Below are 26,096 nucleotides of genomic sequence, written 5' to 3'. Positions count from 1 at the left end.
AGGAGCGGATTTTGCCGAAAGAGGTTGAATACCGCATGTGGGGATCTCCCTATTCTGCTTGCAGCCGCAAGCTGCTGCTGCTGGGCAGCGGAGAATTGGGCAAGGAAGTGATCATTGAAGCCCAGCGATTGGGCGTAGAGACGGTAGCCGTAGACCGTTACGACGGCGCTCCCGCAATGGGGGTTGCCCACCGTTCCTATGTGCTTGATATGCTGGATGGAGAAGCGCTTAAGGAGCTGATCCGCACCGAGAAGCCCGATGTTATCGTTCCGGAGATTGAAGCTATTGCCACGGACGCTCTTTTGGAATTGGAAGAAGAAGGATTTCATGTCGTACCGACCGCGCGCGCAGCCAAGCTGACTATGGACCGGGAAGGCATCCGCCGGCTCGCTGCTGAGAAACTTGGTTTTCCTACGGCGGATTACCGGTTCGCGGACAGTCTTGAAGAGCTTCGGCAGGCGGTGCAGGAGCTGGGAACGCCGTGCGTGATCAAGCCGATTATGAGCTCCTCCGGCAAAGGACAGAGTGTCTGCCGGAAACAAGGGGATGCGGACAGCTGCTGGAACACGGCCCTGGAGGGAGCCAGAGCCAAAGGAACACGGGTCATTGTGGAATCTTTCGTCGTCTTCGAGAGCGAGATTACGCTGTTGACCGTTCGCTCTTCCTCCGGGACGGTGTTCTGTCCGCCGATCGGGCATATCCAGAAGGATGGGGACTATGTGGAATCCTGGCAGCCGCATGAAATGACGGAAGAACAGCTTGCCCAGGCGCAGAGAATCGCGCGTAACGTAACGGACGAGCTTGGCGGTTACGGCATCTTTGGCGTTGAGCTGTTCCTGACGCGGGAAGGCGTTCTGTTTAGTGAAGTAAGCCCTAGACCGCATGACACCGGAATGGTGACGATGGTTACTCAGGATTTGTCGGAGTTTGCTTTGCACGTCAGAGCAGTTCTCGGTTTCCCGCTTGAGCCGGTTGAATTGTTGTCACCGGGAGCGTCGGCGACGCTTAAGGCCGGGAAAGATGTTGTCGGACAGGCTTATGCTGTTACCGGACTGAATGAAGCGCTGCGGCTTCCCCGCACGCAGGTCCGTGTATTCGGCAAACCGGAGGTCCGCCCGGGACGGCGGATGGCGGTCGCGCTAAGTGCGGCCGATAATGTGGAGAAAGCGCGGGCGACAGCCAAAGAGGCGGCGTCACTGCTAAAAGTGGAGGTATGCAAGAATGGACAGTAGTACTCAGGCACCGGTACTGCAGATTCGCAACATCGATATGAACGATCTGGAGACAATTACGGCACTGCTGAGAGGATTCGGCTATCCGACAACCCTTAACGTGATGAAAGAGAGACTGGAGGCCGTACAGAATGACCCGGCCTGCTGCTCGCTTGTCGCTGAAATGGACGGCCAAACGGTTGGAATGATTGAACTCCGGCAGGTGATCTCCTATTGCAAGGGGCAGGAATCTGTCGCCGAGCTTACAGCTATTATTGTCGAGGAATCGCTCAGAAGAAACGGGCTTGGCAAACGGCTGATAGCCGCCGGAGAAGATTGGGCGCGCAGCCGTCAGCTCAAGCAGATTTTCCTTTGCAGCGGCAATCGCGCCGAACGCGCGCCGGCACGCGCTTTTTACCGCCATCTCGGATTTGAGCAGAACGGTTACCGCTTTTGCAAATCGCTGTTATAAATCGTTTGTATCAGAACGTATACTTTACCAAGCATCCATCCCCATCCCGCATTCAGCAGGGGTGGTTTTTTTTTGAAAGGAAGGGCTAAAAGATTTTCCGTCCAATGCGGCCGTGGTGCATTTTTCGGTTTCTTCTTGTTTGTATTATGAGCCCGTCAGCCTTACAATAAAAATGAAAGCGCATACTTTATCGTTTGTGAGGAGGATCAGGTGTTGTACAAATTGATTTTGGCTGAAGATGAAGCGGATGTCAGAGAGGGGATTATTGGGCAGATCGACTGGGAACGCTACGGCTTTGAGGTAGTGGACCAGGCGGAGAACGGCAAAGAAGCGGCGGAGCTCGTTGACCGGCTGCTGCCCGACGTCGTCGTTACCGATATTCAGATGCCGTTTATGAACGGATTGCAGCTCGCTGAATATATCCGCAGCCGTTACCCGGGCACCAAAATCATTATTTTGACGGGCTATGACGAATTCGAGTATGCGCAGCGCGCCATCAAGCTGCAAATTGATGAATATATTTTGAAACCGTTCTCTTCTCAGGAACTGGTCGATGTGCTGCTGAAGGTCAAGGGAGCCCTTGATTCGGAAATCGCCGAAAAGGAAAACATTCATGTGCTCAGGGAACATTACCGCAAAAGTCTGCCGGTACTGCGTGAACAGTTTCTTTCCTCGCTCGTGTCGCGCAGACTGCGGCCGGAAGAGATTGCGGTGAAGAGCAGAGAGTACGGCATTTCTCTCTCCGGAGACTGGTTTCAGCCCTCTGTTATCAGTCTGGACTATATTCGCGAACCGGAAGCTTTGGGCCCGGATCATCCGGTCTCCCTGCGCGATACCGGCGACCGCAATCTTCAGCTGTTCGCCGTACTTAACATTGCCGATGAAATTTGCGGAAAGCACGGCGTCGGCAGAGTGTTTATCCACCGCGACGATCTGGTCATGCTGTCTTCCCGCTCGGGAACGGATGAAAGCGAGATTACCGGCAGGACTCTGGCCATTCTGGAGGAAATCCGCCAGAACGTGCAGCGATTTCTTAAGCTGACCGTCACCATCGGCGCGGGAACGGTCTGCCGGACGCCGGAGCTGCTGTTCCACTCGTTCGCGGATGCGCTTCAGGCGCTGGATTACCGGCTTATCCTCGGCAACAACCGGGTGATCTGGATTGAAGACGTCGAGTCACGGACCAGCCGCCTGCCCGTCTATGACGAATTGACCGAGCAGTCGCTTATCCGGACAGTCAAGCTGGGTACCGCACAGGAGCTGGCGGAGATCATCAATGAATTGTTCGGAACGCTTGACGGAAGTCAGGTGACCGCGAACGAATACCGCATTTTTCTGCTGGAGATTATCACCTCCATTTTGCGGATGGCCAAAGAGTCTGGAGGCGAGACGAACGAGTTGTTCGGCTCTGGCATCATGTCCCTGACGGATATGAACAAATTCAACAATATGGAGGATGCGAAGCAGTGGATTATCGATATCTGCACCCGGCTGATGAACCATATCGCCCTGGAGCGGCAGTCCAGCTACAAGCAACTGGTCGAGCAGGCGAAAGATTTTATCAAGAGCCACTACCAGGAAACCGATATTTCGATCGGCAAGGTGTGCCAGCATTTGCATATCAGCACCGGGTATTTCAGCAGCATTTTTAAAAAAGAAACCAAAATGACGTTCGTGAACTATCTCCTGCAAATCCGGCTTGAAGCGGCCAAGGAGCTGCTGCGCACGACGGAGCTAAAGGCTTTTGAAATCGCGGAAAAAATCGGCTTTGCCGATCCGAACTATTTCAGCTTCTGCTTCCGGAAGAAATTCGGCCAGTCGCCCAAAGAATACAAGAACGGCGCCAGAGGGGGCTAACCCATGCCCAAAAAGCCGGCTAATCGCTTTCCGCTTCGTCCGCAGACGCGCGCCGCACGCAGGGGCAAATTCACCTCCAAGCTGGCCAGCATTCAAGTGATTTTGACGGTAACCCTGACTTCGATCGCTGTGCTGGTAACGGTTATCGTCAGCTTTGCGCTGTACAACAAGTTCGCGAAGACGGCGGAGGAGAATGCGAGCCTGAATATGCAGCAGATTATTGAGCAGGTCAATTACAACCTGGGGCTGTATGTGAACGGTATGCGTAATATTTACGAGAAAGCGGAGCAGCAGATTGAGCAGAATGCGTCCATTGATTCCCGGGTGCTGCATGAGAGCCTGTCCACTTTACTTGAATCGCGGGAGGATTTGGTATCCTTTGCCGTCTTCACGCCGGGCGGCAGCCTTGTGCTGGACGTTCCGTCCGCGCCGATGAGGCGCAACACCCGAATGGAGGAACAAAGCTGGTTCAATGCTCCCAAGAAGACGAGAGCTATTTCTTTTTCCCAGCCGCATGTCCAGAATTTATTCAAGAAACGTTACGTCTGGGTCGTGTCCATGAGCAAAATGATCTCTTATACGGATCACGGAACAAGCAAGAGAGGGATTTTGCTGGTCGACTTCAATTTTCGCACCATTGACGAGCTGAGCAAGCAGGTCAAGCTGGGAAAAAGAGGCTATGCCTATATTTTGGACTCGCTTGGGAATATCGTCTACCATCCGCAGCAGCAGCTTATTTACGCCGGGCTGAAATATGAGAATGTAGAGCCGGTGCTGGAATACGCCTACCGCAGCTATCTGGACGAATCCATGGGAGAGAAGCGGTTTATCACCGTGCGCACGCTGAATCAGACCGGCTGGAAAATCGTCGGCGTCGCCTATTACGATGAGATTGTGACGACCAAACGGGATCTCAATCAATTCATGAGGCTGTTCCTCCCGCTGTCCATCCTGTGCGTTATCGTGGTATCCGTGCTGCTGTCCGCCAAAATTGCCCGCCCGATCTCCAGGCTGGAGCGTACCGTTCAGCAGGTGGTGGAGGGGGATTTGAATACCTCGATCTACGTCTGCGGCCCTTACGAGGTGGAGCAGCTGTCCAAACGGTTCAATCTGATGCTCCAGCGCATCCGTAAATTGATGGACCAGATTATTTATGAGCAGGAAACGAAGCGCAAGGGCGAGCTGGAAGTGCTGCAATCCCAGATCAATCCGCATTTTTTGTACAATACGCTCAATTCCGTCATCCGGCTGGCCGAACGCGGCAAGAATGAGGAGGTTGTGACGATGATCCAGTCGCTCTCCAAGTTTTTTCGCATCAGTCTGAGCAAGGGCAAGAATATTATTACGCTCCGGGAGGAGCTTGATCATATCCGCCATTATCTGGTCATCCAAAGCTTCCGGTTCAAAAATAAATTCCGCTACGAGATCAAGGCGCAGCCGGAAGTGCTGAATTGCCTGACGGTCAAGCTGATTCTTCAGCCGATTGTCGAGAATGCGCTGTATCACGGCATCGAAATGATGCCCGATGAGGGGGTCATTCATATAGCGGCGGAGCTGCGGAGCGGTCTGGTCGTGATTACGGTCAGCGACAACGGTCTCGGAATGAGCGGGGACGCGCTGAAAAATATTTTAAAGGGCGCTGTAAAAAGCAGAGGCGGGTCCGGCGTCGGCGTACGCAACGTGCATGAGCGAATCCGCTTGTACTATGGGCGGGAATACGGCCTATCTTTTGAGAGCGAGCTTGAAGAAGGCACCACGGTTACGGTTACTTTTCCGGCTCATTATGGAGACGACGGCGAAACGGTGAAGGAAGGGGCGAAATCCCTATGAAAAGGATACGGGGATGGCTGACTCTGTTTCTCTGCATCCTTGCGGCGGCGGCGCTGACCTCCTGCTCGGGATCGTCCACGCAGAGGCTTACGGTAGACAAGACCCGCAACATCCACATGATCGTGAAAATGAACAGGGGTGATTACTGGAACACGGTAAAAATGGGTGCGGAGGCCGCCGCCAAGGAATTCAACGTGAAGCTGACCTTCAAGGCCCCCGATTCGGAGAGCGATGTGAAGGAGCAGATCGCCATGGTCGAAGATTCCATCAAGGAGCAGGCGGACGTGGTCATCCTGGCGGCGAGCAGCTATATGGGTCTGGCCCAGGTTGTCGACAAAGCGGCCTATTACCGGATTCCGGTCATTTCCGTCGATGCCGAGGTCGGATCGGCCAGAGTGACGACTTACATCGGCTCCAGCAGCTATAAAGCGGGGCAGAAATCCGCAGAACGGCTTGTTCAGCTGCTGAACGGCTCCGGCGAAATCGGCATTTTGAACTTTACGAACACTTCGGATAAGCAGGAGAGCGGATCGGAGAGCGATATCGATTACGGTGCGCGTGACGCCGATGAACGGGAAAAGGGATTTCTGGATTACGTCGCTCGTTACCCGTCCGTGCATGTGGTGGACATTTTCTATACGCCCTCCGTCACGGCGGAAGCCGAAGAGCTTACACGGCTGATGCTGCTGAGGCATCCGCACCTGCGCGGCATCGCGGCATTGAACGAGACGGCGTCGCAGGGAGCCGCGGCTGTGCTTCAGGAGCGCGGTCTCCGCAGCATCAAGATGGTCGCTTTCGACAGCTCCCCTGCCATGATGGAGCAGATTCAGGAAGGTATTGTGCAGGCTGCCGTTATCCAGAACCCGTTCAGCAACGGTTATCTGGCGGTCAAGAATGCCGTGGAAATCCTTCAGGGCGTCAAGGTGCCGGAGCGGGTCGATACGGGGACGAAGCTGATTGATCTGAATAATATGCTGTGGCCGGAAAATCAGAAGCTGCTGTTTCCGTTCGTGCGGTAAATTTCATTGATAGATTTGCAGCTTTCATGCTAGAATTTCGCTACGTAGTGCCGTGTCAAGGCGGCTGTATGCCGTGCGGAGTTTCAGGTGGAAGGCTTGCAGACGGCAATTTAGGAAGGAGAATACACAATGTCTTACAAACTGGCGGTAGGAAGCAGCGACGGGGAGATAGTCGATCAGCATTTTGGAAGAAGCGAGCGGTTTTATATTTATGAAGTCAGTGATGAGGGAGCATGGACGCTGCTGGAAGTCCGCGACAACGTAACGACACGGGCGGAGGGAGAGCATCATACAGATGAACTCAGCCGGACGGTCGATATGCTGAAGGACTGTAGCAAGGTGCTGGTGCTTCAGATCGGGCCGGGAGCGCAGCAGCGGCTGAAGCAGCTCGGAATTACAGTGTATTCCAGCAGAGGGACAGTCGAGGACGCGGTCGGCAAGCTGATTGCGTTCGAGAACAAACGGAAGAACCGGTCGTTTCTGGACCGTGAGCAGGCGGAATAACATTAGGCGGCCGCAGCCGTACAGGGCGGCGGAGCAAAGAAAGGTTTGGGCGGACGGAAGAGTCTGCTCAAACCTTTTTTTTGCGTAAAGTCCGCTTCACCCGTACAATTACCCGGTAAAAAGCCGTTTTTTGTCTGCGTAAGGAGGACAAGCTGAGAAATTTGATATGAGAATTTTGCTAAAACAGAGGAGTATTTTATATTCGCAAGCGCTTACATTTCCTGCATAATAAGAATGTGCCCGGAAGCGGCGGGGCAAAGAACAAAAAGAAAATAAACCAGGAGGTCAAATTTCCATGAAAAAAATTACTTCCGTATTACTCGCAAGCGCATTACTCGGTGCTGCTCTGGCAGGCTGCGGCGGCAATAATAATTCGGGAAACTCCGGCAGCGCGGCGGCAACGAATTCCGGCACTTCTGCAAATAGCGGCGATTCGGCCAAAACCCCTAAAGTCGGCGTAGCCATTTATAAATTCGACGATACCTTTATGACGGGTGTCCGCAACGCGATTGAGGAATCCGCCAAGGGCATCGCCGAGGTGGACATCGTGGACAGCCAGAACTCCCAGCCTACACAGAACGATAAAGTGGATCTGTTCCTCACCAAGAAATACAACGGCATGCTGATCAACCCGGTCGACCGGACGGCGGCGGGCGTTATCATCGATAAAGCAAAAGCGGCCAACACTCCGGTCGTGTTCCTGAACCGTGAACCGCTTCCTGAAGATATGAAGAAGTGGGATAAAGTCTACTATGTAGGCGCCAAAGCGGAGGAGTCCGGCACACTGGAAGGCCAGCTTATCGTCGATTACTGGAAGGCTCATCCAGAAGCCGACAAGAACAAAGACGGTGTACTGCAGTATGTGATGCTCAAAGGCGAACCGGGACACCAGGACGCAGAACTGCGCACGAAGTATTCAATTCAAGCGATTGAAGACGCCGGTATCAAGGTGGAGAAGCTGGCCGAAGATACCGCTATGTGGGACCGTGTAAAAGGCCAAGAGAAAATGGCCGCATTCCTCGGCTCGCATGGCGACAAGATTGAAGCCGTACTGGCGAACAACGACGATATGGCGCTCGGCGCGATCGAAGCATTGAAAGCAGCGGGCTACTTCAGCGGCGGCAAATTCATGCCGGTTGTAGGTGTTGACGCGACCGCTCCAGCCGTGCAGGCGCTGGAAGAAGGAACGATGCTCGGAACCGTGCTTAACGATGCGAAGAGCCAAGGCAAGGCTGCGATTACGCTGGCCGCTCTGCTGGCTAATGGCGAAGCGCCGACGAAGGACAATGTGGGCTTCGACATTTCCGACAACCAGTATGTATGGATCTCCTACAAAAAGATCACGAAAGACAACGCATCCGAGGTGAAATAAGCTTTTTGCGGCCAGGGTATAGGCAGATTGCAACTCGGGGAGCGGTCCGCCGCTCTCCGGTGTTCCTTTTAATGCAGGAGACAAAGTTGGAACCGCTGTGCCTCTCTTGGAACAGAAAAAAAGCGTAGGGGGCGTAACACGATGGCTCAAAGCGAGTTTTTGCTGGAAATGAACCATATCACCAAAGAATTTCCGGGCGTCAAGGCGCTGGACGGCGTGACTCTGAAGGTCAGACCCGGCAGTGTTCATGCCCTGATGGGCGAGAACGGGGCCGGCAAATCCACACTTATGAAATGCCTGTTCGGCATTTATTCGCCGGATAGCGGCGAGATTGTTCTGGACGGTCAGAAGACGGTTATCCAAAATTCAAATGATGCGCTTAACAACGGTATTTCGATGATCCATCAGGAGCTGCATCCGGTGCCGCACCGCAGCGTTATGGAAAATATTTGGCTGGGACGCTTCCCGACCAAAGGGCTGGGCCCGCTTCAATTCATTGACCACAAAAAAATGGTTGCGGATACAGAAAAGCTGTTCAAGGACCTGGACATCGATCTGCATCCGGAAACCCTTGTGGGCAAGCTGTCCGTATCGAAAATCCAATCGATCGAAATCGCGAAGGCCGTCTCTTTCAACTCCCGCGTCATTGTCATGGACGAACCGACGTCTTCCCTGACGAGTGTGGAAGTGCAGCATTTGTTCCGGATTATCCGGGATCTTCGAAAAAGAGGCGTTGCCATTATTTATATATCCCACAAAATGGAAGAGATTCTGGAAATCTCCGACGAGGTTACGATCATGCGCGACGGCAAAAAAATCGGCACCTGGCCGGCGGCGGAAATGACGACCGATCTGATTATCTCCCGCATGGTCGGGCGCGATCTGTCCAACCGATTCCCCGGGCGCTTCAATGTGCCGGGCGAAGTATTTTTGAAGGTTGAAGGACTTACTTCCACGGACCCGAGATCGTTCAAGGATGTCTCCTTCGAGCTTAAGAGAGGGGAAATTCTCGGCGTCGGCGGTTTGGTGGGAGCGCAGCGGACGGAGGTGATCGAAGCACTGTTCGGCCTGCGGGCGCTGAAGTCCGGAACGATCTCCATTGGAGGCAGACCGGTCAAGATCCATTCTCCCCAGGATGCGAAAAAATACGGTCTAGCCCTGCTGACGGAGGAACGGCGCGTTACCGGCATTTTCCCGGTGCTGTCCGTGCATGAGAACGGCGCTATCGCCAACTTGGACCGCTATCAGAAACTGTACTTTCTGCTGAACGGGAAGAAGAAGAAAACGGAAGTGGACAAGATGATCGAAAAGCTCCGCACGAAGACACCGACCACAAAAACGCAGATTATGAATCTGTCAGGGGGCAATCAGCAAAAAGTGCTGCTGGCCAGATGGCTGCTTACCGAGCCGGAGATCCTGCTGCTGGACGAACCGACGCGCGGGATCGACGTCGGGGCCAAATTCGAAATATATACGATCATCGCCGATCTGGCGAAGCAGGGAAAGAGCATCATTATGATTTCCTCCGAAATGCCCGAGCTGCTAGGAATGTCGGACCGTGTCATGGTGATGTCGGAGGGCAGACTGACCGGCATCCTGGACGGCGCCTCCGCGACGGAAACCGATGTGATGCGCCTGGCCGCCCAGCATTGATTCAGGACCATCTATGAGGAGGAAAATCGAATGAACGCCAAAAAAGCGCAAAGCTTTATTACCCAAAATGCCATCTATCTCGTACTCGTTGTCCTGATTCTCGGTATCGCCGTGTACGAGCCGAGCTTCATGTCGGTCAATACGCTCCGCGATATTCTGATTCAATCGTCCACACGGGTCATTATCGCCCTGGGCGTCGCCTTTATTCTGATCACGGCCGGAACGGACTTGTCCGCAGGGCGTGTCGTGGGCCTGACTGCGGTTATTTCCGCCTCAATGCTGCAAATCCCGGATTATTCGCGCCGTTTCTTCCCGGATCTGCCGCAAATGTGGCTCATCGTTCCGATTATCGTCGCCATTCTGGCCGGTCTGTTATGCGGTCTGATCAACGGCTTGATCGTCTCCAGGCTCAATGTTCCGCCTTTTATCGCGACGCTCGGCACGATGGTTATGGTATACGGTATCAACTCCTTGTATTTTGATATGAAACCGAACCAATCCCAGCCGATCGGCGGCCTGCGTCCCGATTTCACCAATATAGGCTCCGGCTTTATCGGCAATGGACAGTATTCCATTCCATATATCGTCATTATCGCCCTCATCGTAGCGGTCATTGTCTGGGTCGTCTTCAACAAAACGAAGCTCGGCAAGAACATGTACGCCATCGGCGGCAATATGCAGGCGGCCAAAGTATCCGGCATCAATGTTGCCAAGAACCTGATGTATCTTTACGCTATCGCCGGCGCCCTGTACGGTCTTGCCGGTGTGCTGGAAGCCGCCAGAACGGGCGGCGCGACGAACAACTACGGCAATATGTACGAACTTGACGCCATCGCGGCCTGCGTCGTCGGCGGCGTATCCACCACAGGCGGCATCGGCACGGTGCCCGGTGTGTTGGTCGGCGTCGTCATTTTCACCCTGATCAACTACGGCCTGACCTTTATCGGCGTCAGCCCTTACTGGCAGCTCATTATCAAGGGCCTTATCATCGTGGCCGCGGTTGCCTTCGACATGCGGAAATACTCCGCGAAGAAATAAGCGGGCGGTCCATTAACAGGCAGTTGATTAACAAATCGTTCAATACCACGTTAGCCAAGCCGCTTCCTTGGACCGTCGGAATTTTTTTCGCCGCCCTGGGGGCGGCTTTTCGTCGTCAGTCCTCACAAAATGGGCGGATATCCCATATTCTATAGGCAAACGCCTTATGTCAGGGGGAGCGGAATATGTTGAAAATCGATCTAAGCGGTACGGGAGAAGCAAAGAAGAATACATGGAGGACGGCGGAAGTTTGGAAATGGGACGGCAGCGGATGGAATGAGCGTATTTCCCAGCCGGCGCAGGATACCCGGAACCCGGAGATTGCCTATGCGGTTGTGCCGTCTGAACCTGGCTGGTACCGGATCGATATCCATAGCGGTGAGGCTGATGTGACCGGGGGGGATGAATTTCAAGCCGAAGCCGAATTGCGGGCCATTTCCCTTCACCCGGCGCCGTTCAGGCTTAAAGAAGGGGTGCTCTGGGGATATATCGGCGACAACGGCCGTACGGTGATTGAACCCCGCTTCGACTATGCCGAAGAATTTCAGGAGAACGGGCTTGCCGTCATTCAAACCGAGGGTCACAGCGGCTTAATCAATACAGCGGGCAAAGAAGTGGTTAAGCCTGTGTACGCGTTTATCGGCCCTTTTGAAGAAGGACGCGCGGTTGCGAGCGACACCAGGGGTTATTTTCTCATTGATGAAAAAGGAAAGCCGTTAACGGGACGCAGATACGACTATCTGAACTCCCTGCACGAAGGGCGTGCGCTGTTTTACAACCAGACGGAAGGCAAATCCAAATACGGCTATTTGGACCGTGACGCCCGGGAAGCCATTCCCGCCCAATACGAGGATGCGTCAGACTTTAAGGATGGAAGGGCGCTGGTTAAGGTCCAGGCGGGAGAATTTGCATTAATCGGGAAAAAAGGCGAAGTCCTGCACACGTACCATTACCCTTTTGTAGGTAATCCGGGAGACGGCCTGCTTGCCTATCAGGCGGAGGAGAACGGCAGGTACGGATACATCGATGAGGAAGGAAAGCCGGTCATTAAGCCGCAGTTTACGACTGCTCTGCCTTTTTCGGAAGGCAGAGCAGTCGTTAACATAGCGGAGAACTATAAGAACGCCTATGGCTTGATCGATAAGCACGGGACGTTTGTCATTCAGCCTAGTTACGAGTACATCCAGCAGCTCGGGGAGAACCGCGTCGCGCTCGGGACACCTCTGAAGCCGGCTGAACCGTTCCGGGGCTCCTCGTATACCATAGCCGATGCTGTAACCGGCCGGATACTTGCCACCCATCCGCTGCGCGGAGTGAACAATTACAGTGAGGGACTCGCCTCCGTATATGATGAACATGAGACTTATTTCATCGACCGAAGCGGAAACCGGGCAGCACAGCCGCCGGTCGTCCCGGGCTCGGGCACCCTTTCATTCAGCGGAAGACTGATCAGGGCGGATGTGGACCAGCGCACTAGTTATTATGACCGGAACGGAAAACAGGTGTGGAAGGAAAATACGCTCATACCCCTCAGGCCTCCTTACGGCGTGGAAGAGCGGAAGTTTAAACCGGACATCAATTATCTCGTTTACTACCCGTATGTACTGGGATTTTCCGATCCCCGCGTGTCCGCCCGGGTCAATGACAGACTGAAAGAGCTTTCGCTTGTCAATGAGGTTATTCCTGAAGACCAGCGGGATTACAGCTACACCGGTGATTTTTCAGTCTCCTTTTTTCGTAAAAATCTGCTGCAGCTGGAGCTAGACGGTTACCGCTTCCCCTATGGGGCCGCTCATGGAATGCCTACCCGTATTTTTACGCCCATCGATTTGCGGTCCGGCAAATTCTATGAGCTAAAAGATTTGTTCAAGCCAGCGATCAACTACACGGATAGGCTCAGCGAAATTGTAGCCCGGCAGATCGAACATGATCCCCAATATTCGTATGTATTTCCAGGCGCCTTCAAGGGCATTGCTCCCGATCAGCCGTTCTACGTCGATGGTGAGGCGCTCTATCTTTACTTCGCTCCTTACGAGATTGCTCCTTACGCCGCAGGCTTCCCAACCTTCCGTATTCCCTTTGCGGAGATTATGGGCCTGATCAACACCGAGGGGGCGTTCTGGCGGTCTTTTCATTAAAGATAAAGGTTCACGACAAAGATAAAGGTTCACGACGCCGATAGGAAGATTACAAAGATACCGAAGTTGGCAGAAATTAACGTCACAAAACGGGGAAGTAGTATGTTACAATGTCCAAGGAACATATTACAACTTTGTAATCTTTGCCGCTATTCTCTTAATACGGCATAGACACACAACAAGAAAAGGAGATGGCGGAATGAAGAGCAACATCGTAAAAGCACTATTAAGCGGAAGCGTAGCGGCGGTAATGGCGCTTGGCATATCCATACCATCGCAAGCACATGCGGCTTCGGCGCAGGTGACAGACCAGAATGGAATCAGCTTTGAACAGCTGATGCAATATTTACAGCAAAGTTATGGTAAATCAATCCCGTCTGATCTGACAGGTACAACAGGCGGTAATTGTCCCAATTCTGCTGAGGCTAAGCCGGCACCAGCGCCAGAGGCAAAGCCGGTCGAGACTAAGCCGGTAGCAGCCCCGGCGGAAAAGCCGGCCGTAACAAAACCGGCAGCACCGCCAGCCCCAGCGCCCAAGCCTGCGCCACCGGCGCAAAAAGCTCCTGAGGCTGCCCAGACTGACAAATCCTCATTTGTCAATCAAGTAGTGGACTTGGTGAACCAGGAACGCGCCAAAGCCGGTCTTGCGCCGCTGAAAGCTCTTGACAGCCTGAACAAGGTCGCGGCGGCCAAAGCGACGGATATGCGCAGCAACAATTATTTCGATCATACGTCCCCTACGTACGGCTCGCCGTTTGATATGATGTCCTCTTTTGGCGTTACTTATAACTATGCCGGCGAGAATATCGCAAAAGGCCAGCGTACGCCGGAAGAAGTCATGAACGCCTGGATGAACAGCCCGGGACACAAAGCCAACATTCTGAACAAAAATTTCAACTATATCGGAGTGGGCTTTGACAATTACTATTGGGCTCAGGAGTTTATCGGAAAATAATACATTCGGGTTACCGCATTACAACGAGAGACCGCCTTTCTTCCACTTAAGAAGAAGGGCGGTCTTTCTTTGTTTGAAAAATGAAAAGAAGCACGGGAGATTCCCGTGCTTCTTTAATATGGGTTATGCAGGGGTCGAACCTGCGACCTGCCGATTAAGAGTCGGCTGCTCTACCAGCTAAGCTAATAACCCGTGAATATGGATCAACGAAAAATATTATAACTCTGATCATAGAGTTATGCAAGCTTTTTTTTTAATATTTTTTTTACACTAATTTTATTCTCTCATAATTCTCTAAAATTCAGTACATTTGCAAAATAAGGATAGAAGAATTATGTTTAAATACAGCACATGTTATCGAACGGGTGGGAGGGATAGGTTTGAACGATTTCAAATGGACCTGGCGGGGTCTGAGCTTTGTGTCCATTGCGGCCACGCTGCTGCTGGTCATCGGTTTCATTTATGCGGCTAGAGATATTATGTCTCCCCGGGGAACCAGCTACTCCGTTGAAGCTCCTCAGAATACGGCGGCTCCTGCCGAAGAATCAGGCATCCTTAAGGTCGCGGCTGTTGGTGATTCGCTGGCCAAGGGTACAGGAGATAATACGGGCGAGGGCTTTGTGCGGCGGGCCGTGGCAGGCTTGTCTGCGGACGGAACGAAGACCGAGCTCATCGGGAACCTCGGCATTAACGGCCTGACAACAACCGGGCTGCGGGACAAGCTGAAGGAAGAAGGCGTACAGTATGTCCTCCGCCAGGCCAATATTATTTTTGTTTCGATTGGCGGCAATGATCTGTTTCAGGGAGCGCAGCGCATGCTGAACGAAACAGAGGGAAGAACGGATGCGAGCAGGAAAGCCGCGTCAGGGTCAGCAGAAGTTCAAGCGGGTTCCGGCGGGAGCAAGGGTGCCGCTGCGGGAAGCGCTGCGGTTCCCGGCAGCGGTTCCTCGGAGAACGCTGCGTTAACGGACTTGACTCCTGAGCAGCTGCTCAGGAGTCTTCCCGGCGCCTCGAAACGGCTGGAGGAAATTCTAAGCACGATATCCGAGATTAATCCGCAGGCGCGAATTTACTATATCGGGCTGTATAATCCTTTCGGGGATCTTCGAGAGATGCTTATTCCGGGTAATCAGGCGGTAACGTCTTGGAATAATGCGGCAATGGATATCATTAACCGCAATACCGGCATGACACTTGTCCCGACTCTTGATTTGTTTAACGGCCATCTCGGTAAATATTTGTCCAGCGACCATTTTCATCCGAATAGCGGTGGGTATCAGCGGATGGCGGACCGGATTGTTCAGGCGGTAAGGTAGAGGAAAGAGGTGGAATGCATGATCACGCATGACAACGAAAGCAGTGCCGGAGCCGTCGTCTTATCCGTTGACGGCGTCCGCAAAAGAATAGGAAGAAAATGGATCATCGACAACGTTACCTTTGACGTCCGGGAAGGGGAGATTTTCGGCTTTCTCGGCCCTAACGGAGCGGGCAAGACGACGACAATCCGCATGCTTGTCGATTTGATACGGCCAAGCGAAGGTTCCATTACCGTATGCGGCTATAATGTTAACAAACAGCCCGAAAAGGCGCTGCAGTATGTCGGCTCCATCGTCGAAAATCCTGAAGTCTATTCATATTTGACCGGCTGGGAGAATTTGCAGCATTTCGCCCGCATGCAGCCGGGAGTGGACGAGGCGCGGATCGCCGAAGTTGCCCGAACCGTCCGGCTTGACCAGCGTATACATGATAAGGTGAGAACATACTCGCTTGGTATGCGCCAGCGTCTAGGGATCGCACAGGCGCTGCTCGGACGCCCCCGGCTGCTCATTCTGGACGAGCCGACGAATGGTCTCGATCCCAAGGGCATCAAGGAAATGCGCGAATTCATCCGCAGACTCGCTGATGAGGGAATGGCGGTGTTCGTATCCAGCCATCTGCTGAGCGAAATTCAACTGCTCTGCGACCGCGTCGCTATCATCAGCAGAGGGCGCGTACTGGCCGTTGGCGGCGTGAATGAACTTGTCGCCCGCAATTCGCCTTATGTGCTGTGGGAACTGGAGCCTTACGAACAGGGCATCGCCCTGCTGGAATTAAGAGCGGGAATCCGGCTTGTCGATCCTGCCGAACTTGAACTGGACGACACGCTGATGGCGAATATGCGAACCGGGTCCGCAGTAACAATTATGGATGACGATGCCGTCCCGGATACTGTCGCGGCGCTCGTCGCCTCGGGAGTCGAGGTCAGAGCCGTGCATAAAATCAACCCGACACTGGAACAGCTATTCTTGAAACTGACGGAGGGTGAGACAATTGAATAGCCTGCTGCCGCTCATCCGCAATGAGTGCATGAAAATAATCAAGAAGAAACGCTTTTACGTCATTTTGCTTATTCTGGCCGTGCTTGTTCCGATGTTCACCTATGCCCAGATGCGTTCCGCGGAACGAAACAGGGCGAAGTTCAGTTCCGATTGGCGGCTGGAATTGCAGCAGCAGATTACCGATAACGAAAATTCGCTCAGCAGCAGCCGGATTCCGGAGGAGTGGAAGACGTACCGGCGAGTTTTTATCCAGCAAATGCAGTATTATCTCGATCATAATGTGAATCCGAACGAGCCCAGCGGCGTGACCTTTACCCGTGAATTTTTGGACAACTCGATTTCATTGTTCATCCCGCTCATGATCATGGCGGTCGCTTCCGATATTGTATCCGGAGAACGCACGACGGGAACTATTAAAATGCTGCTGACCCGGCCCGTTAAGCGCTGGAAGGTGCTCATGAGCAAATTGATCGCGCTGCTGATGTTTGTGTCTCTGATTATTGTATCAGCCTTTCTGGTAAGCTACCTTATATCTGGACTGGCCTTCGGGTACAGCGGCTTTAACGCGCCGGTCTTCACCGGCTTTCAGCTAAGCGGCGACTCGGTCGATATGTCCGCGGTTCATTCGGTGCCGCAGTGGGAATATATGCTGATGCAGACCGGTCTCATTTGGTTTGTCAGCGTAGTTGTCGCCCTCTTGGCCTTTATGGTTTCGGTGCTGTTCCGCAGTACGGCGGCGAGCATCGTCGTCATGATGGCCGCGCTGATCGCCGGCACAATCCTTACCAACATGGCATCGGCTTGGACTTCGGCCAAGTACCTGTTCATGGTTAACCTGGGCCTAACCAATTATTTGTCCGGTTCTCCGGCGCCGATTGAAGGGATGTCACTGCCTTTTTCTATTGCGGTTCTAAGCATTTGGGGGATCGTGTCTGTAATCATTTCATTCGCCGTCTTTACGAAAAGGGATATTTTGAATTAGAATGTACAAAGTAACCAAAACATTTGTTTGCATTTTGGGATTAGAGAAGAGAAGGGGGAACATGAATGTCCGAACAGGTCGATATGTTCGCTGAAATCTCAAAGAACGGCGCAGCAGACCGGACTGGATACGATGCTGACGACATTCAGGTGCTTGAAGGTCTGGTTGCGGTTCGCAAACGGCCCGGCATGTATATCGGCAGTACGAGTTCCTCGGGACTGCACCATTTGGTATGGGAAATCGTAGATAATGCAGTGGATGAGCATCTGGCGAAGTATTGCACAAAAATCGATATCGTGCTGCGTAAAGATGGCTCGGTGACTGTCACCGACAACGGCCGGGGAATTCCGACAGGTATGCACAAGACGGGTGTTCCGACGCCGCAGGTCGTATTCACCATCCTGCATGCCGGCGGAAAGTTCGGAGGCTCGGGATACAAGAAATCGGGCGGTCTGCACGGCGTCGGCGCTTCGGTGACGAACGCTCTGTCGGAATGGCTTGAGGTTGAGATTTACCGGGAAGGTAAAATACACCGCCAGCGCTTTGAATATTGGGTCGGTAAAGACGGTAAAGAACATGTCGGAGAACCCGTTACAGGTCTTGAGATATTGGGCAATACGAACAAGACCGGCTCGAAGATCTCATTCAAGCCGGATATTCGCGTGTTCCAGGGAGGCATCTCCCTGAACTATGATACGCTTGCTGAACGGCTTCAGGAGATCGCATTCCTCAACTCCGGACTGCGCATCACCCTGACGGACGAGCGGGGCGGACGCCAGGACGAGTATTATTATGAGGGCGGAGCCAGCGAATTTGTGCGCTATCTGAACGATGGCAAGGATGTGCTGCATGACGTCATCCATTTCAGCGCCGAGAAGGACGAGATCGAGGTAGAGGTCGCGATTCAGTACAATGGCGGCTTTACCGAAACGATCGCATCGTTCGTGAACTCGATTCCGACCCGCAGCGGCGGTACACACGAGACCGGATTCAAGACGGCGTATACGCGCGTCATGAATGATTACGCCCGGCGCACGGGGCTGCTGAAAGAGAAAGATAAGAACCTGGATGGCAGCGACCTGCGCGAGGGCATGATGGCGGTCATCAGCATCAAAATGTCCGAGGTCGAATTCGTCGGCCAGACCAAGGACCAGCTCGGCAGCGCCTCGGCGAGAAGCACGGTTGATTTTATCGTCTCCGAGAATATGCAGCGCTTTCTTGAAGAAAATCCGCAGGTGGCGCAGAGTCTGCTGAGGAAATCCATCCAGGCGGCCAAAGCGCGTGAAGCAGCCCGCAAAGCGCGGGATGAAATACGCAGCGGCAAGAAGCGCAGCGAAGGTTCCAATCTGGGCGGCAAGCTGACGCCTGCGCAATCCAAAGACTTTTCCCGCACCGAGCTGTTCATTGTGGAAGGCGATTCCGCAGGCGGCTCAGCGAAGCAAGGGCGCGATTCCAAGATTCAGGCGATTCTGCCCCTCAAGGGCAAGCCGATGAATCCCGAGAAGGCTAAATTGCCGGAAATACTGAAGAACGACGAATACCGGGCCATCATTAATGCCATTGGCGCAGGAATCGGCTCGGATTTCACAGTCGAAGACTGCAATTATTCCAAAATCATCATCATGACCGACGCGGATACGGACGGCGCGCATATTCAGGTGCTGCTGCTGACGTTCTTCTACCGGTACATGAAGCCGCTGATCGATGCAGGCAAGGTATATATCGCTCAGCCTCCGCTGTATAAGCTGACCCGCAAATCGGGCAAGCTGGAAACGGTCAGATATGCCTGGACGGATGAGCAGCTTCAGAACTATTTGAAAGAGTTCGGCAAAAACTTCGAGCTCCAGCGCTACAAAGGGCTCGGCGAAATGAACCCCGACCAGCTGTGGGAGACGACGATGAATCCCGAGTCGCGGAACATGCTTCAGGTGCAGATCGAGGATGCCGCCAAGGCGGAGCGCCGCGTGTCCACGCTGATGGGCGACAAGGTTGACCCGCGCAAGCGCTGGATTGTCGAGAATGTCGATTTTACCGAGATCGTAGAGTAGTGACGAGAATTTCGAGGTTTTAAAAACTTGACGATTGATAAGAGCGAAGCGTAAGGTTTGGAACTGAAGGAGCGATAGCGTTCGCCTTTGTCTCCGAATTCCAACCTCTGAAAGTTAAATCAGGAATTTGGAGACAACAGCGACCGGAAGTCCAAACCGTCGCGCAGCGGCACATATCAATCATCACACTTTTTAGTCAGGCGACAGTTTGAGGAACAGAAGGTGAATACATGAGCAGTTTATCCGAACAATTTTTGCCGGCATTTCTGGAAGAGGTCGTCGGCGACCGATTCGGCCGGTATTCCAAATATATCATTCAGGACCGGGCCATTCCCGACGTCCGCGACGGGCTGAAGCCCGTCCAGCGCCGAATACTGTACGCGATGTACGATTCGGGCAATACACCGGACAAGCCGTACCGCAAGTCGGCCAAGACAGTCGGTGATGTAATGGGTAACTATCATCCGCACGGCGACTCGTCGATCTATGAGGGCATGGTACGGATGGCGCAGCCTTGGAAAATGGGGCATGTGCTCGTTGACGGACACGGCAACTGGGGCTCGATGGATGATGATCCTGCGGCAGCCATGCGTTATACGGAGGCCCGGCTGTCACCGATTGCCATGGAAATGCTGCGCGACATCGAGAAGCGTACCGTGCTGTTTAAGGATAACTTCGACAATACGGCAAAAGAGCCGGTCGTCCTTCCTTCGCGTTATCCGAATCTGCTCGTAAATGGCACGAGCGGGATCTCTGCCGGCTTCGCCACGGAGATCCCGCCGCATAATTTGCGCGAGACGATCGACGCCAGCATTGCGGTTATGCAGAAGCCGGAGATCGAGCTTGAAGAAATCATGACCTTCATGAAAGGGCCGGATTTTCCGACAGGCGGGCTTATTATGGGCGGCGACGGAATTATGGACGCTTACCGGACAGGCAAAGGGCGTATCTATCTGCGCTCCAAGACGGAGATCGAGAATCTGCGCGGCGGCAAGCAGCAAATCGTCATTACCGAAATTCCGTTTCAGGTCGTCAAATCGCGTCTCGTTACCGCTATGGAGAATATCCGCCTTGAGAAAAAAGTTGAAGGCATCGCGGAAGTACGCGACGAAAGCGGCCGCGAAGGTCTACGCATCGTTGTGGAGCTGAAGAAGGACGCCGACGCGCAGGGAATTCTGGCCTACTTGCTCAAGAAGACCGACCTGCAAATTACTTATAATTTCAACATGGTCGCTATTGTCAATAAAGCGCCGCAGCAGCTTGGCCTTAAGGCTATCCTTGAAGCTTACATTGCCCATCAGCGTGAAGTCGTTACGCATCGTACCCAGTTCGATCTGGAGCGGGCGGAGGATCGGGCACATGTACTGGAAGGACTGGTCAAGGCCCTCAATATTCTGGATGAAGTAATCGCCGCCATCAAAGCGTCCAAGAATCGTCAGGACGCCCAGAACAATCTGGTCTGGATGTTCGGCTTCAGCGAAAGACAAGCCGATTCGATCCTGACTCTCCAGCTGTACCGCCTGACGAATCTGGAGATCAAGACGCTGGAGAAGGAACTGGAGGAGACGCAGAAGAAAATTGCTGCGTTGCGCAGCATTCTGGAGAGCGACAAGAAGCTGATCGGCGTCATCCGTAAGGAACTGATGGAGATCCGCGATAAATACGGGATCGACCGCCGGTCCGCCATTCAGGAGGAAGTGGAGGAACTCAAGGTCAGCATTGAGGCGCTGGTCAACGCGGAGGATGTGCTTGTTGCGCTGTCGGGGGACGGCTATATCAAGCGGACAACTATGCTATCCTTCACCCGCTCCGGCGGCGAACGGAATGCTTCCGGCGTCAAGGAGGGCGACTACATCGCTAACCTGCTCGACGTCAATACTCGGGACAGTCTGCTGGTATTTACGCGCAAAGGGCAATATTTCCTGCTGCCGGTCCATCAGATTCCGGAGTTCAAATGGAAGGATCCGGGCACCGCGATCGTAAACGTGATCAGTCTGGGCAAGGGAGACAGCATAGCCGGAATGATACCTGTAAGCAATTTCGAAGAGGCTGGCCAAAGCCTGTTCTTTGTTACCCGCAAGGGACAGGTGAAACGGACTGAGCTTAAGGAATACTCCACCAGCCGCAGCGGCCCCGTCGCCGCATGCAAGGTGGGTGCGGAGGACGAGGTACTGACCGTTATGCTGAGCAGTGGAGACAAAGATCTAATGCTAGTCACCAAGGAAGGCATGAGCATCCGCTTCCGCGAGAGCGAAGTCAACCCGATGGGCCGCGTGGCCGCCGGCGTAAAAGGGATTCAGCTTCGCGAAGGCGATGAGGTGGTGTCCTGCTTCCGCGTCTCGGATGACGAGGGAGAGGTTCTGGTTGTGACTGAGCTGGGCTACGGTAAGCGAAGCCTGCTGCTGGATTATATGCCGCAGAGCCGGGGCGGCAAGGGATTGCCGACATTTGAATTCAAGGAAGGCAAGCGCGTCCGTCCGAACGGCAGCCGCATTATCGGTGCATTTTACTGCAGAGAACCGTTCGAACTGACTGCCATTACACGCGAAGGGGCGCTGCACCCTTTCTCTTCGGAAGCCGCGCCAATCGCCGACCGGCGTTCGACTGGCAAGCTTCTTGTTCCGCTGGAGAAGAAAGACGAGATCATCAGCGTGCAAATTTCCGTGAATTAAAGCGGAATTTATCGATATCGGCAGAAACCGCAAAAGGTATCCGCCGCTTCTTTTCGACAGAGGCGCGGATGCCTTTTTTATGGGAAGAAAACTGATTAATACGTCTATTCTGTGGGTAAAAGTTCACGGAGTTATTTATTTTTTTCCACTTGCAGGAAAAGGAAACTCTTCCGCGAACATATCTTAATAACGGATCTTTCGCCAAGAAAGGAAGGAACAACTGTGAACTCCTTTGAATTCAGTAAAATATGGCATAAAATTCTTAAAGATTATAAGGTTCATATGGATACAAAGCTTGCTCCCACGCTTACCGACGCCCAGCTTACGGTGCTTGAACTAGTTCAGGAAAAGGGAGCCGCCAAGCCTTCCGATTTGGCTCCGCATCTGGCTACCAGTCCTGCTGCGGTGACCATGCTGCTCGACCGGATGGAGCGCGGCGGACTGATTATCAGAGACAGGGATGCTTCCGACCGCCGGATCGTCTGGGTCAGCATAACCGATCTCGGCAGGAAGGAAACCGCGCGCGGCCTTAAGATCCGCAGCGATTTTTTCGCGGAAGTGCTGGACCATATTTCGGCCCATAACCAGCAGCTTCTACTGTATTTGATGGGGAAACTCGTGGCTCCGGGAAACGAACCCACCCCTCTGGAAATGACCAGATAACCGGGACTTAGGCGGGGCAGAAATAACAAAAGCAGGCCTATCCCACAGAGGAATAGCCTGCTTCTTGCAATGGTCAGCAATTTGCTGACATGGACTTATTGTGGGAACACCCGGCAAGCATGACCAGCGACGCTGCTTCTACCGTAGGGCCCGCTCCTGAAGCTCTGCGTTCCACAGGTCCCAAGGATATTGACGCGGAGGCAGTGAGATCAGTTCGACTTCCTGCTTAGTAACGGGATGCGGGAATCCGACGAGCGAGGACCACAGCGCGATTTGCTGCCCGGGCTTATTGACGGACGCTCCGTATTTTTGGTCTCCGTACAGCGGACAGCCGGCATGGGCGAGCTGAACGCGAATTTGATGAGACCGTCCGGTAAGCAGGTCAACCTTTACAAGACTGAAGCCTTCGGTGAAGCCCAGCACGGTATAATCCAAAATGGCTTCCTTGCCGCCCGGTGTGCCTTCCCGGACAACGGTGACCGTGTTCGTCTTGGCGTTTTTAAGCAGGATATTTCTCAATCTGCCGTTCTGAGCAGGCAGTCGTCCGTGTACGACGGTCAAATAGCCTTTACGGAAGTTCCGGCTGCGGACACTTTCCGATAACCGCGAAGCCGCTTTGGAGGTCTTGGCGAACACCATGGCTCCGCCGACGGGACGGTCCAACCGATGAACGAGGCCCATATAGACATTGCCGGGCTTATCATAACGCCGCTTGACGTCCTCTTTCAGCAGGGTGAGCAGATCGGCATCTCCCGTGGCATCCTCCTGTACGGGAATGTTAACCGGCTTAACGATCCCAAGAAGATGGTTATCTTCATACAAAATCTGAAAGGAATCCGGCATCAGTCCGTCTTCCCGTCCGCCATTCACGCTCTGCACCATGGCTCTAGGACTCCCAGCGGCCGAGAATGCCGCAAGGCAGATTCAGCCCGGAGGAAGTGATCGGCAGCCCGATCTCTCCGGAGCTGAGCATGCCTCCATAACGAGCTTTCATCGTCATGGCCAGCATGTTCTCCAGAACGGTAGGGGAGATGCCGGTCGTATAGGAATTGATGAGCAGGAAGAGCGGGTTGTCGCTCATTATGCTCATGCAGCTTTCCAGAAACGGATACAAGTTCTGCTCCAGCTTCCACATCTCGCCGCCGGGGCCTCTGCCGTAGGAGGGAGGGTCCATAATAATCGCGTCATATTTGTTGCCACGGCGCTGTTCACGCTGGACAAATTTGAAGACGTCGTCGGTGATGAACCGGACCGGACGCTCTCCGAGGCCGGACAGCTGCAGGTTTTCTTTTGCCCACTGTACCATGCCTTTGGCCGCGTCGACATGCACGACCGAAGCGCCTGCGCTGGCCGCCGCGACGGTTGCGCCGCCGGTGTATGCGAACAGGTTAAGCACTTGTATTTTGCGTCCCGCGCCCGCAATCTTGTCCATCATCCAGCTCCAGTTGGCCGCCTGCTCCGGGAATAATCCCGTATGCTTGAAGTTGGTTGGACGAAGATGGAATCTAAGCTTGCCGTAGCTGATGCTCCAGCTGTCAGGTATGCTCTTCTTCATTTCCCAGTGGCCGCCGCCTGATGAACTGCGATGATAATGTCCGTGGACATCCTTCCACTGCGGCGTTTCCTTTGGAAGCGGCCATATAATTTGCGGGTCGGGCCGCCGAAGAATGATATCCCCCCAGCGCTCCAGCTTTTCTCCGCCTCCAGTATCGATGATCTCATAATCCTTCCAGTCCCGAGCCATGTACATGTTAATCCATCCTTCAAAAATTCATTTAGCCTATATTGTACATCATTTTGCCGGTTTATAACAAACGGCCGGGCTGCTGAAGACAATCGCGTAAACACTGCTTTTTAGATGCATCGGCTGTATCGATTCTATAAAAGTCATGATAAAGAAAGCCGTTCTGCCGGGCTGTGAAAAACGCAGGCAAGCATTCAGCTGCAAAACCTTATTGACATTGATAATCATTATCAATAGAATAGGTCTATATCCCGCACCGCTGCTGGAGAAGGGATACTTTCAGTGTTTTCAATAACGGCTTTCTGTCATTTAGGGGAGGATATGGAACATGACTAAAATATTAGTGGTATATGCCAGCCTGACGGGCAATACAGAGGAAATAGCGGAACTGATCGCGGAGGGAATCCGCCAATCGGGAGGGGAGACGATCATGAAATCGGTCACCGACTGCAGCGCCTTCGATATCGCATCCTATGATGGTGCGGTCTTGGGAGCCTACACCTGGGGAGACGGAGAAGTGCCGGATGAATTCCTCGATTTCTATGAGGAGCTGGATGAAATAGACTTAGCAGGCAGAAAGGCCGCCGTATTCGGAAGCGGCGACTCCGGGTATGACGTCTATTGCGGTGCGGTTGACCTGATTGAAGAAAAGCTGAAGGAAAGAGGCGCCGTCGTTGTACAGACGAGTCTGAAAATAGAATATGGGCCGACTGCTATGGAGAAAGAGGATTGCCGCAAATTCGGACAGCGTTTTGCCATGGCCTGCGTAGGGGTATCTTAAGATGAGCGCGGCATGCGGCGCAGCCGCTAATCCGGTCCCCCGTCTTCGTAAATTACACGATTATGTCGCAGAGCGTGCGTTGCTGGATATGGCGGAGGCAAGCGGAGGCGGAAAAGAACTGCCTTTGTGGCGGCAGCAGGTGCAGTATGCGGTCGGTCATACGTTAAATGACTATTACAGCTTAACGCCCGAGGTTCGCAGTCAGACGCCTATTCAGTTTCTTCTGGAGCGGAGATGGCCTCCGCAGTCCCGGTCCTTCCTTTCACTGTTGCACTACTGGGAGGTTAAAAATACGATATCCGATGCGCTGGTCCGTCTAGTGAGCAGCTGCCATGCCGGAGAGGTTCCGTTCATGCTGTATGAACAGTGGTATGTTCCTGTACCTGAACTCCAAATGAACCTGTCCATCATCTTTCAATTGGTCTGGCACTCCCGCAGCAGAGGAGGCGGACTGAATGTGCAAAAGTTCATGGTATGCGGAAATGAGGAGGTTGCCCGGGGATTTATACATATGGCCAACGTGTTCTGCCGCAAGACTTTCGGCGCGCCGCCCGAGAGTGTGGAGCTCCATTATTTGATGGAGGGGGAGATGCGCCGCTACGACGGAAATGCCTATACACTGGAAGCCTCGCTCGATTACTTAAGGCTGCTGGCCGTATGGAATGGCGAGCGAAGCAGCGGATGCGCAGACTGCGCGTCAAAGGGTGAAAGCCGAAGCAGAGCCGCTGAGAACAGCTTGTCAAGGCATCTCCTGATGTGACCCATGCTGCCGCGCTGTGACACACAAGGACCCTATGGACCGTATCCGGACCATAGGGTCTTCATGCTGCCGGTTTCCC

21 protein-coding genes and 1 tRNA gene are annotated in these 26,096 nt (G+C 53.5%); 19 read left to right on the top strand and 3 right to left on the bottom strand.

The window, feature by feature from the left end:
* Positions 1-35 precede the first annotated feature (35 nt).
* From purT to VK70_RS27215, 11 genes are all read left to right on the top strand, one after another.
* A complete protein-coding gene (gene purT, locus VK70_RS12855; RefSeq protein ID WP_025694221.1) occupies positions 36-1,232 on the top strand; it encodes a formate-dependent phosphoribosylglycinamide formyltransferase in 1,197 nt (398 codons plus the stop codon).
* Positions 1,222-1,683, top strand: coding sequence for a GNAT family N-acetyltransferase (locus tag VK70_RS12850; protein WP_025694220.1), 462 nt, complete (start codon positions 1,222-1,224; stop codon positions 1,681-1,683). Before purT ends, VK70_RS12850 begins: the two co-directional genes overlap by 11 nt.
* Before the next feature lie 213 nt (positions 1,684-1,896).
* Entirely contained in the window at positions 1,897-3,540 is a 1,644-nt protein-coding gene (locus VK70_RS12845) for a response regulator transcription factor (protein WP_025694219.1), read from the top strand.
* Positions 3,541-3,543: 3 nt separating this feature from the next.
* A complete protein-coding gene (locus VK70_RS12840) occupies positions 3,544-5,370 on the top strand; it encodes a sensor histidine kinase (protein WP_025694218.1) in 1,827 nt (608 codons plus the stop codon).
* Complete coding sequence (locus tag VK70_RS12835) at positions 5,367-6,389, top strand: substrate-binding domain-containing protein (RefSeq protein WP_025694217.1); 1,023 nt, start codon at positions 5,367-5,369, stop codon at positions 6,387-6,389. The genes VK70_RS12840 and VK70_RS12835 overlap by 4 nt, the downstream gene beginning before the upstream one ends.
* A gap of 129 nt (positions 6,390-6,518) precedes the next feature.
* Positions 6,519-6,893: a NifB/NifX family molybdenum-iron cluster-binding protein gene (locus VK70_RS12830; protein ID WP_025694216.1), complete on the top strand. Its 375-nt coding sequence runs from the start codon at positions 6,519-6,521 to the stop codon at positions 6,891-6,893.
* Between the two features lie 295 nt (positions 6,894-7,188).
* A complete protein-coding gene (locus VK70_RS12825; RefSeq protein ID WP_025694215.1) occupies positions 7,189-8,265 on the top strand; it encodes a galactose ABC transporter substrate-binding protein in 1,077 nt (358 codons plus the stop codon).
* A 141-nt stretch (positions 8,266-8,406) separates the two neighbouring features.
* Positions 8,407-9,918: a sugar ABC transporter ATP-binding protein gene (locus VK70_RS12820; RefSeq protein ID WP_025694214.1), complete on the top strand. Its 1,512-nt coding sequence runs from the start codon at positions 8,407-8,409 to the stop codon at positions 9,916-9,918.
* Positions 9,919-9,948: 30 nt separating this feature from the next.
* On the top strand, positions 9,949-10,956 hold the full coding sequence (mglC, locus tag VK70_RS12815) for a galactose/methyl galactoside ABC transporter permease MglC (RefSeq protein WP_046723345.1): 1,008 nt from the start codon (positions 9,949-9,951) through the stop codon (positions 10,954-10,956).
* A gap of 185 nt (positions 10,957-11,141) precedes the next feature.
* Positions 11,142-13,094 carry a WG repeat-containing protein gene (locus VK70_RS12810; RefSeq protein ID WP_025694212.1) on the top strand — a complete coding sequence of 651 codons (1,953 nt, stop codon included), beginning with the start codon at positions 11,142-11,144 and terminating at the stop codon, positions 13,092-13,094.
* 199 nt (positions 13,095-13,293) lie between these two features.
* Positions 13,294-14,049, top strand: a complete 756-nt coding sequence (locus tag VK70_RS27215; RefSeq protein WP_025694211.1) for a CAP domain-containing protein — start codon at positions 13,294-13,296, stop codon at positions 14,047-14,049.
* A 119-nt stretch (positions 14,050-14,168) separates the two neighbouring features.
* Here VK70_RS27215 and VK70_RS12800 read toward each other — a convergent pair.
* Positions 14,169-14,241 (bottom strand) — tRNA-Lys (locus VK70_RS12800).
* 188 nt (positions 14,242-14,429) lie between these two features.
* Between VK70_RS12800 and VK70_RS12795 the strand changes: the two genes are divergently transcribed.
* The 6 genes from VK70_RS12795 to VK70_RS12765 all read left to right on the top strand — a co-directional run bounded on the left by VK70_RS12795 (position 14,430) and on the right by VK70_RS12765 (position 22,732).
* Complete coding sequence (locus tag VK70_RS12795) at positions 14,430-15,365, top strand: GDSL-type esterase/lipase family protein (RefSeq protein WP_025694210.1); 936 nt, start codon at positions 14,430-14,432, stop codon at positions 15,363-15,365.
* 18 nt (positions 15,366-15,383) lie between these two features.
* On the top strand, positions 15,384-16,367 hold the full coding sequence (locus VK70_RS12790) for an ABC transporter ATP-binding protein (protein ID WP_025694209.1): 984 nt from the start codon (positions 15,384-15,386) through the stop codon (positions 16,365-16,367).
* Positions 16,360-17,349 (top strand): DUF2705 family protein, encoded by a 990-nt coding sequence (locus VK70_RS12785; protein WP_025694208.1) that lies wholly within the window; start codon positions 16,360-16,362, stop codon positions 17,347-17,349. The genes VK70_RS12790 and VK70_RS12785 overlap by 8 nt, the downstream gene beginning before the upstream one ends.
* Before the next feature lie 65 nt (positions 17,350-17,414).
* Positions 17,415-19,397, top strand: coding sequence for a DNA topoisomerase IV subunit B (parE, locus tag VK70_RS12780; protein WP_025694207.1), 1,983 nt, complete (start codon positions 17,415-17,417; stop codon positions 19,395-19,397).
* A 230-nt stretch (positions 19,398-19,627) separates the two neighbouring features.
* The gene (gene gyrA / locus VK70_RS12775) at positions 19,628-22,069 is read left to right on the top strand and encodes a DNA gyrase subunit A (protein WP_025694206.1); all 2,442 of its coding nucleotides are present in this window, start codon (positions 19,628-19,630) and stop codon (positions 22,067-22,069) included.
* A gap of 222 nt (positions 22,070-22,291) precedes the next feature.
* Positions 22,292-22,732 (top strand): MarR family winged helix-turn-helix transcriptional regulator, encoded by a 441-nt coding sequence (locus VK70_RS12765; protein WP_025694205.1) that lies wholly within the window; start codon positions 22,292-22,294, stop codon positions 22,730-22,732.
* Positions 22,733-22,870: 138 nt separating this feature from the next.
* On the opposite strand, the gene VK70_RS12760 is transcribed toward VK70_RS12765, so the two are convergent.
* Together VK70_RS12760 and VK70_RS12755 are read right to left on the bottom strand one after the other, a co-directional pair.
* Entirely contained in the window at positions 22,871-23,614 is a 744-nt protein-coding gene (locus tag VK70_RS12760; protein ID WP_025694204.1) for an RluA family pseudouridine synthase, read from the bottom strand.
* A gap of 4 nt (positions 23,615-23,618) precedes the next feature.
* A complete protein-coding gene (locus VK70_RS12755; protein WP_025694203.1) occupies positions 23,619-24,482 on the bottom strand; it encodes a class I SAM-dependent methyltransferase in 864 nt (287 codons plus the stop codon).
* 322 nt (positions 24,483-24,804) lie between these two features.
* On the opposite strand from VK70_RS12755, the gene VK70_RS12750 reads away from it, so the two are divergent.
* Together VK70_RS12750 and VK70_RS12745 are read left to right on the top strand one after the other, a co-directional pair.
* On the top strand, positions 24,805-25,257 hold the full coding sequence (locus tag VK70_RS12750; protein WP_025694202.1) for a flavodoxin: 453 nt from the start codon (positions 24,805-24,807) through the stop codon (positions 25,255-25,257).
* Between the two features lies 1 nt (position 25,258).
* Complete coding sequence (locus VK70_RS12745) at positions 25,259-26,017, top strand: hypothetical protein (protein ID WP_025694201.1); 759 nt, start codon at positions 25,259-25,261, stop codon at positions 26,015-26,017.
* The last annotated feature ends 79 nt before the right edge of the window (positions 26,018-26,096 follow it).

The organism is Paenibacillus durus ATCC 35681, from assembly GCF_000993825.1.
GTDB classification, from domain to species: domain Bacteria; phylum Bacillota; class Bacilli; order Paenibacillales; family Paenibacillaceae; genus Paenibacillus_AQ; species Paenibacillus_AQ durus_B.
This window is presented reverse-complemented; position numbering and strand designations above follow the sequence as displayed.

Excerpts from the sequence above, each read along its gene's own strand:
- VK70_RS12830 (WP_025694216.1), top strand. The coding sequence starts at position 6,519 with ATGTCTTACAAACTGGCGGTAGGAAGCAGCGACGGGGAGATAGTCGAT.
- VK70_RS12820 (WP_025694214.1), top strand. The coding sequence starts at position 8,407 with ATGGCTCAAAGCGAGTTTTTGCTGGAAATGAACCATATCACCAAAGAA.
- VK70_RS12835 (WP_025694217.1), top strand. The coding sequence starts at position 5,367 with ATGAAAAGGATACGGGGATGGCTGACTCTGTTTCTCTGCATCCTTGCG.
- mglC (WP_046723345.1), top strand. The coding sequence starts at position 9,949 with ATGAACGCCAAAAAAGCGCAAAGCTTTATTACCCAAAATGCCATCTAT.
- VK70_RS12840 (WP_025694218.1), top strand. The coding sequence starts at position 3,544 with ATGCCCAAAAAGCCGGCTAATCGCTTTCCGCTTCGTCCGCAGACGCGC.
- gyrA (WP_025694206.1), top strand. The coding sequence starts at position 19,628 with ATGAGCAGTTTATCCGAACAATTTTTGCCGGCATTTCTGGAAGAGGTC.
- parE (WP_025694207.1), top strand. The coding sequence starts at position 17,415 with ATGTCCGAACAGGTCGATATGTTCGCTGAAATCTCAAAGAACGGCGCA.
- VK70_RS12760 (WP_025694204.1), bottom strand. The coding sequence starts at position 23,614 with ATGGTGCAGAGCGTGAATGGCGGACGGGAAGACGGACTGATGCCGGAT.
- purT (WP_025694221.1), top strand. The coding sequence starts at position 36 with ATGTGGGGATCTCCCTATTCTGCTTGCAGCCGCAAGCTGCTGCTGCTG.
- VK70_RS12790 (WP_025694209.1), top strand. The coding sequence starts at position 15,384 with ATGATCACGCATGACAACGAAAGCAGTGCCGGAGCCGTCGTCTTATCC.
- VK70_RS27215 (WP_025694211.1), top strand. The coding sequence starts at position 13,294 with ATGAAGAGCAACATCGTAAAAGCACTATTAAGCGGAAGCGTAGCGGCG.
- VK70_RS12750 (WP_025694202.1), top strand. The coding sequence starts at position 24,805 with ATGACTAAAATATTAGTGGTATATGCCAGCCTGACGGGCAATACAGAG.
- VK70_RS12755 (WP_025694203.1), bottom strand. The coding sequence starts at position 24,482 with ATGTACATGGCTCGGGACTGGAAGGATTATGAGATCATCGATACTGGA.
- VK70_RS12850 (WP_025694220.1), top strand. The coding sequence starts at position 1,222 with ATGGACAGTAGTACTCAGGCACCGGTACTGCAGATTCGCAACATCGAT.
- VK70_RS12810 (WP_025694212.1), top strand. The coding sequence starts at position 11,142 with ATGTTGAAAATCGATCTAAGCGGTACGGGAGAAGCAAAGAAGAATACA.
- VK70_RS12825 (WP_025694215.1), top strand. The coding sequence starts at position 7,189 with ATGAAAAAAATTACTTCCGTATTACTCGCAAGCGCATTACTCGGTGCT.
- VK70_RS12745 (WP_025694201.1), top strand. The coding sequence starts at position 25,259 with ATGAGCGCGGCATGCGGCGCAGCCGCTAATCCGGTCCCCCGTCTTCGT.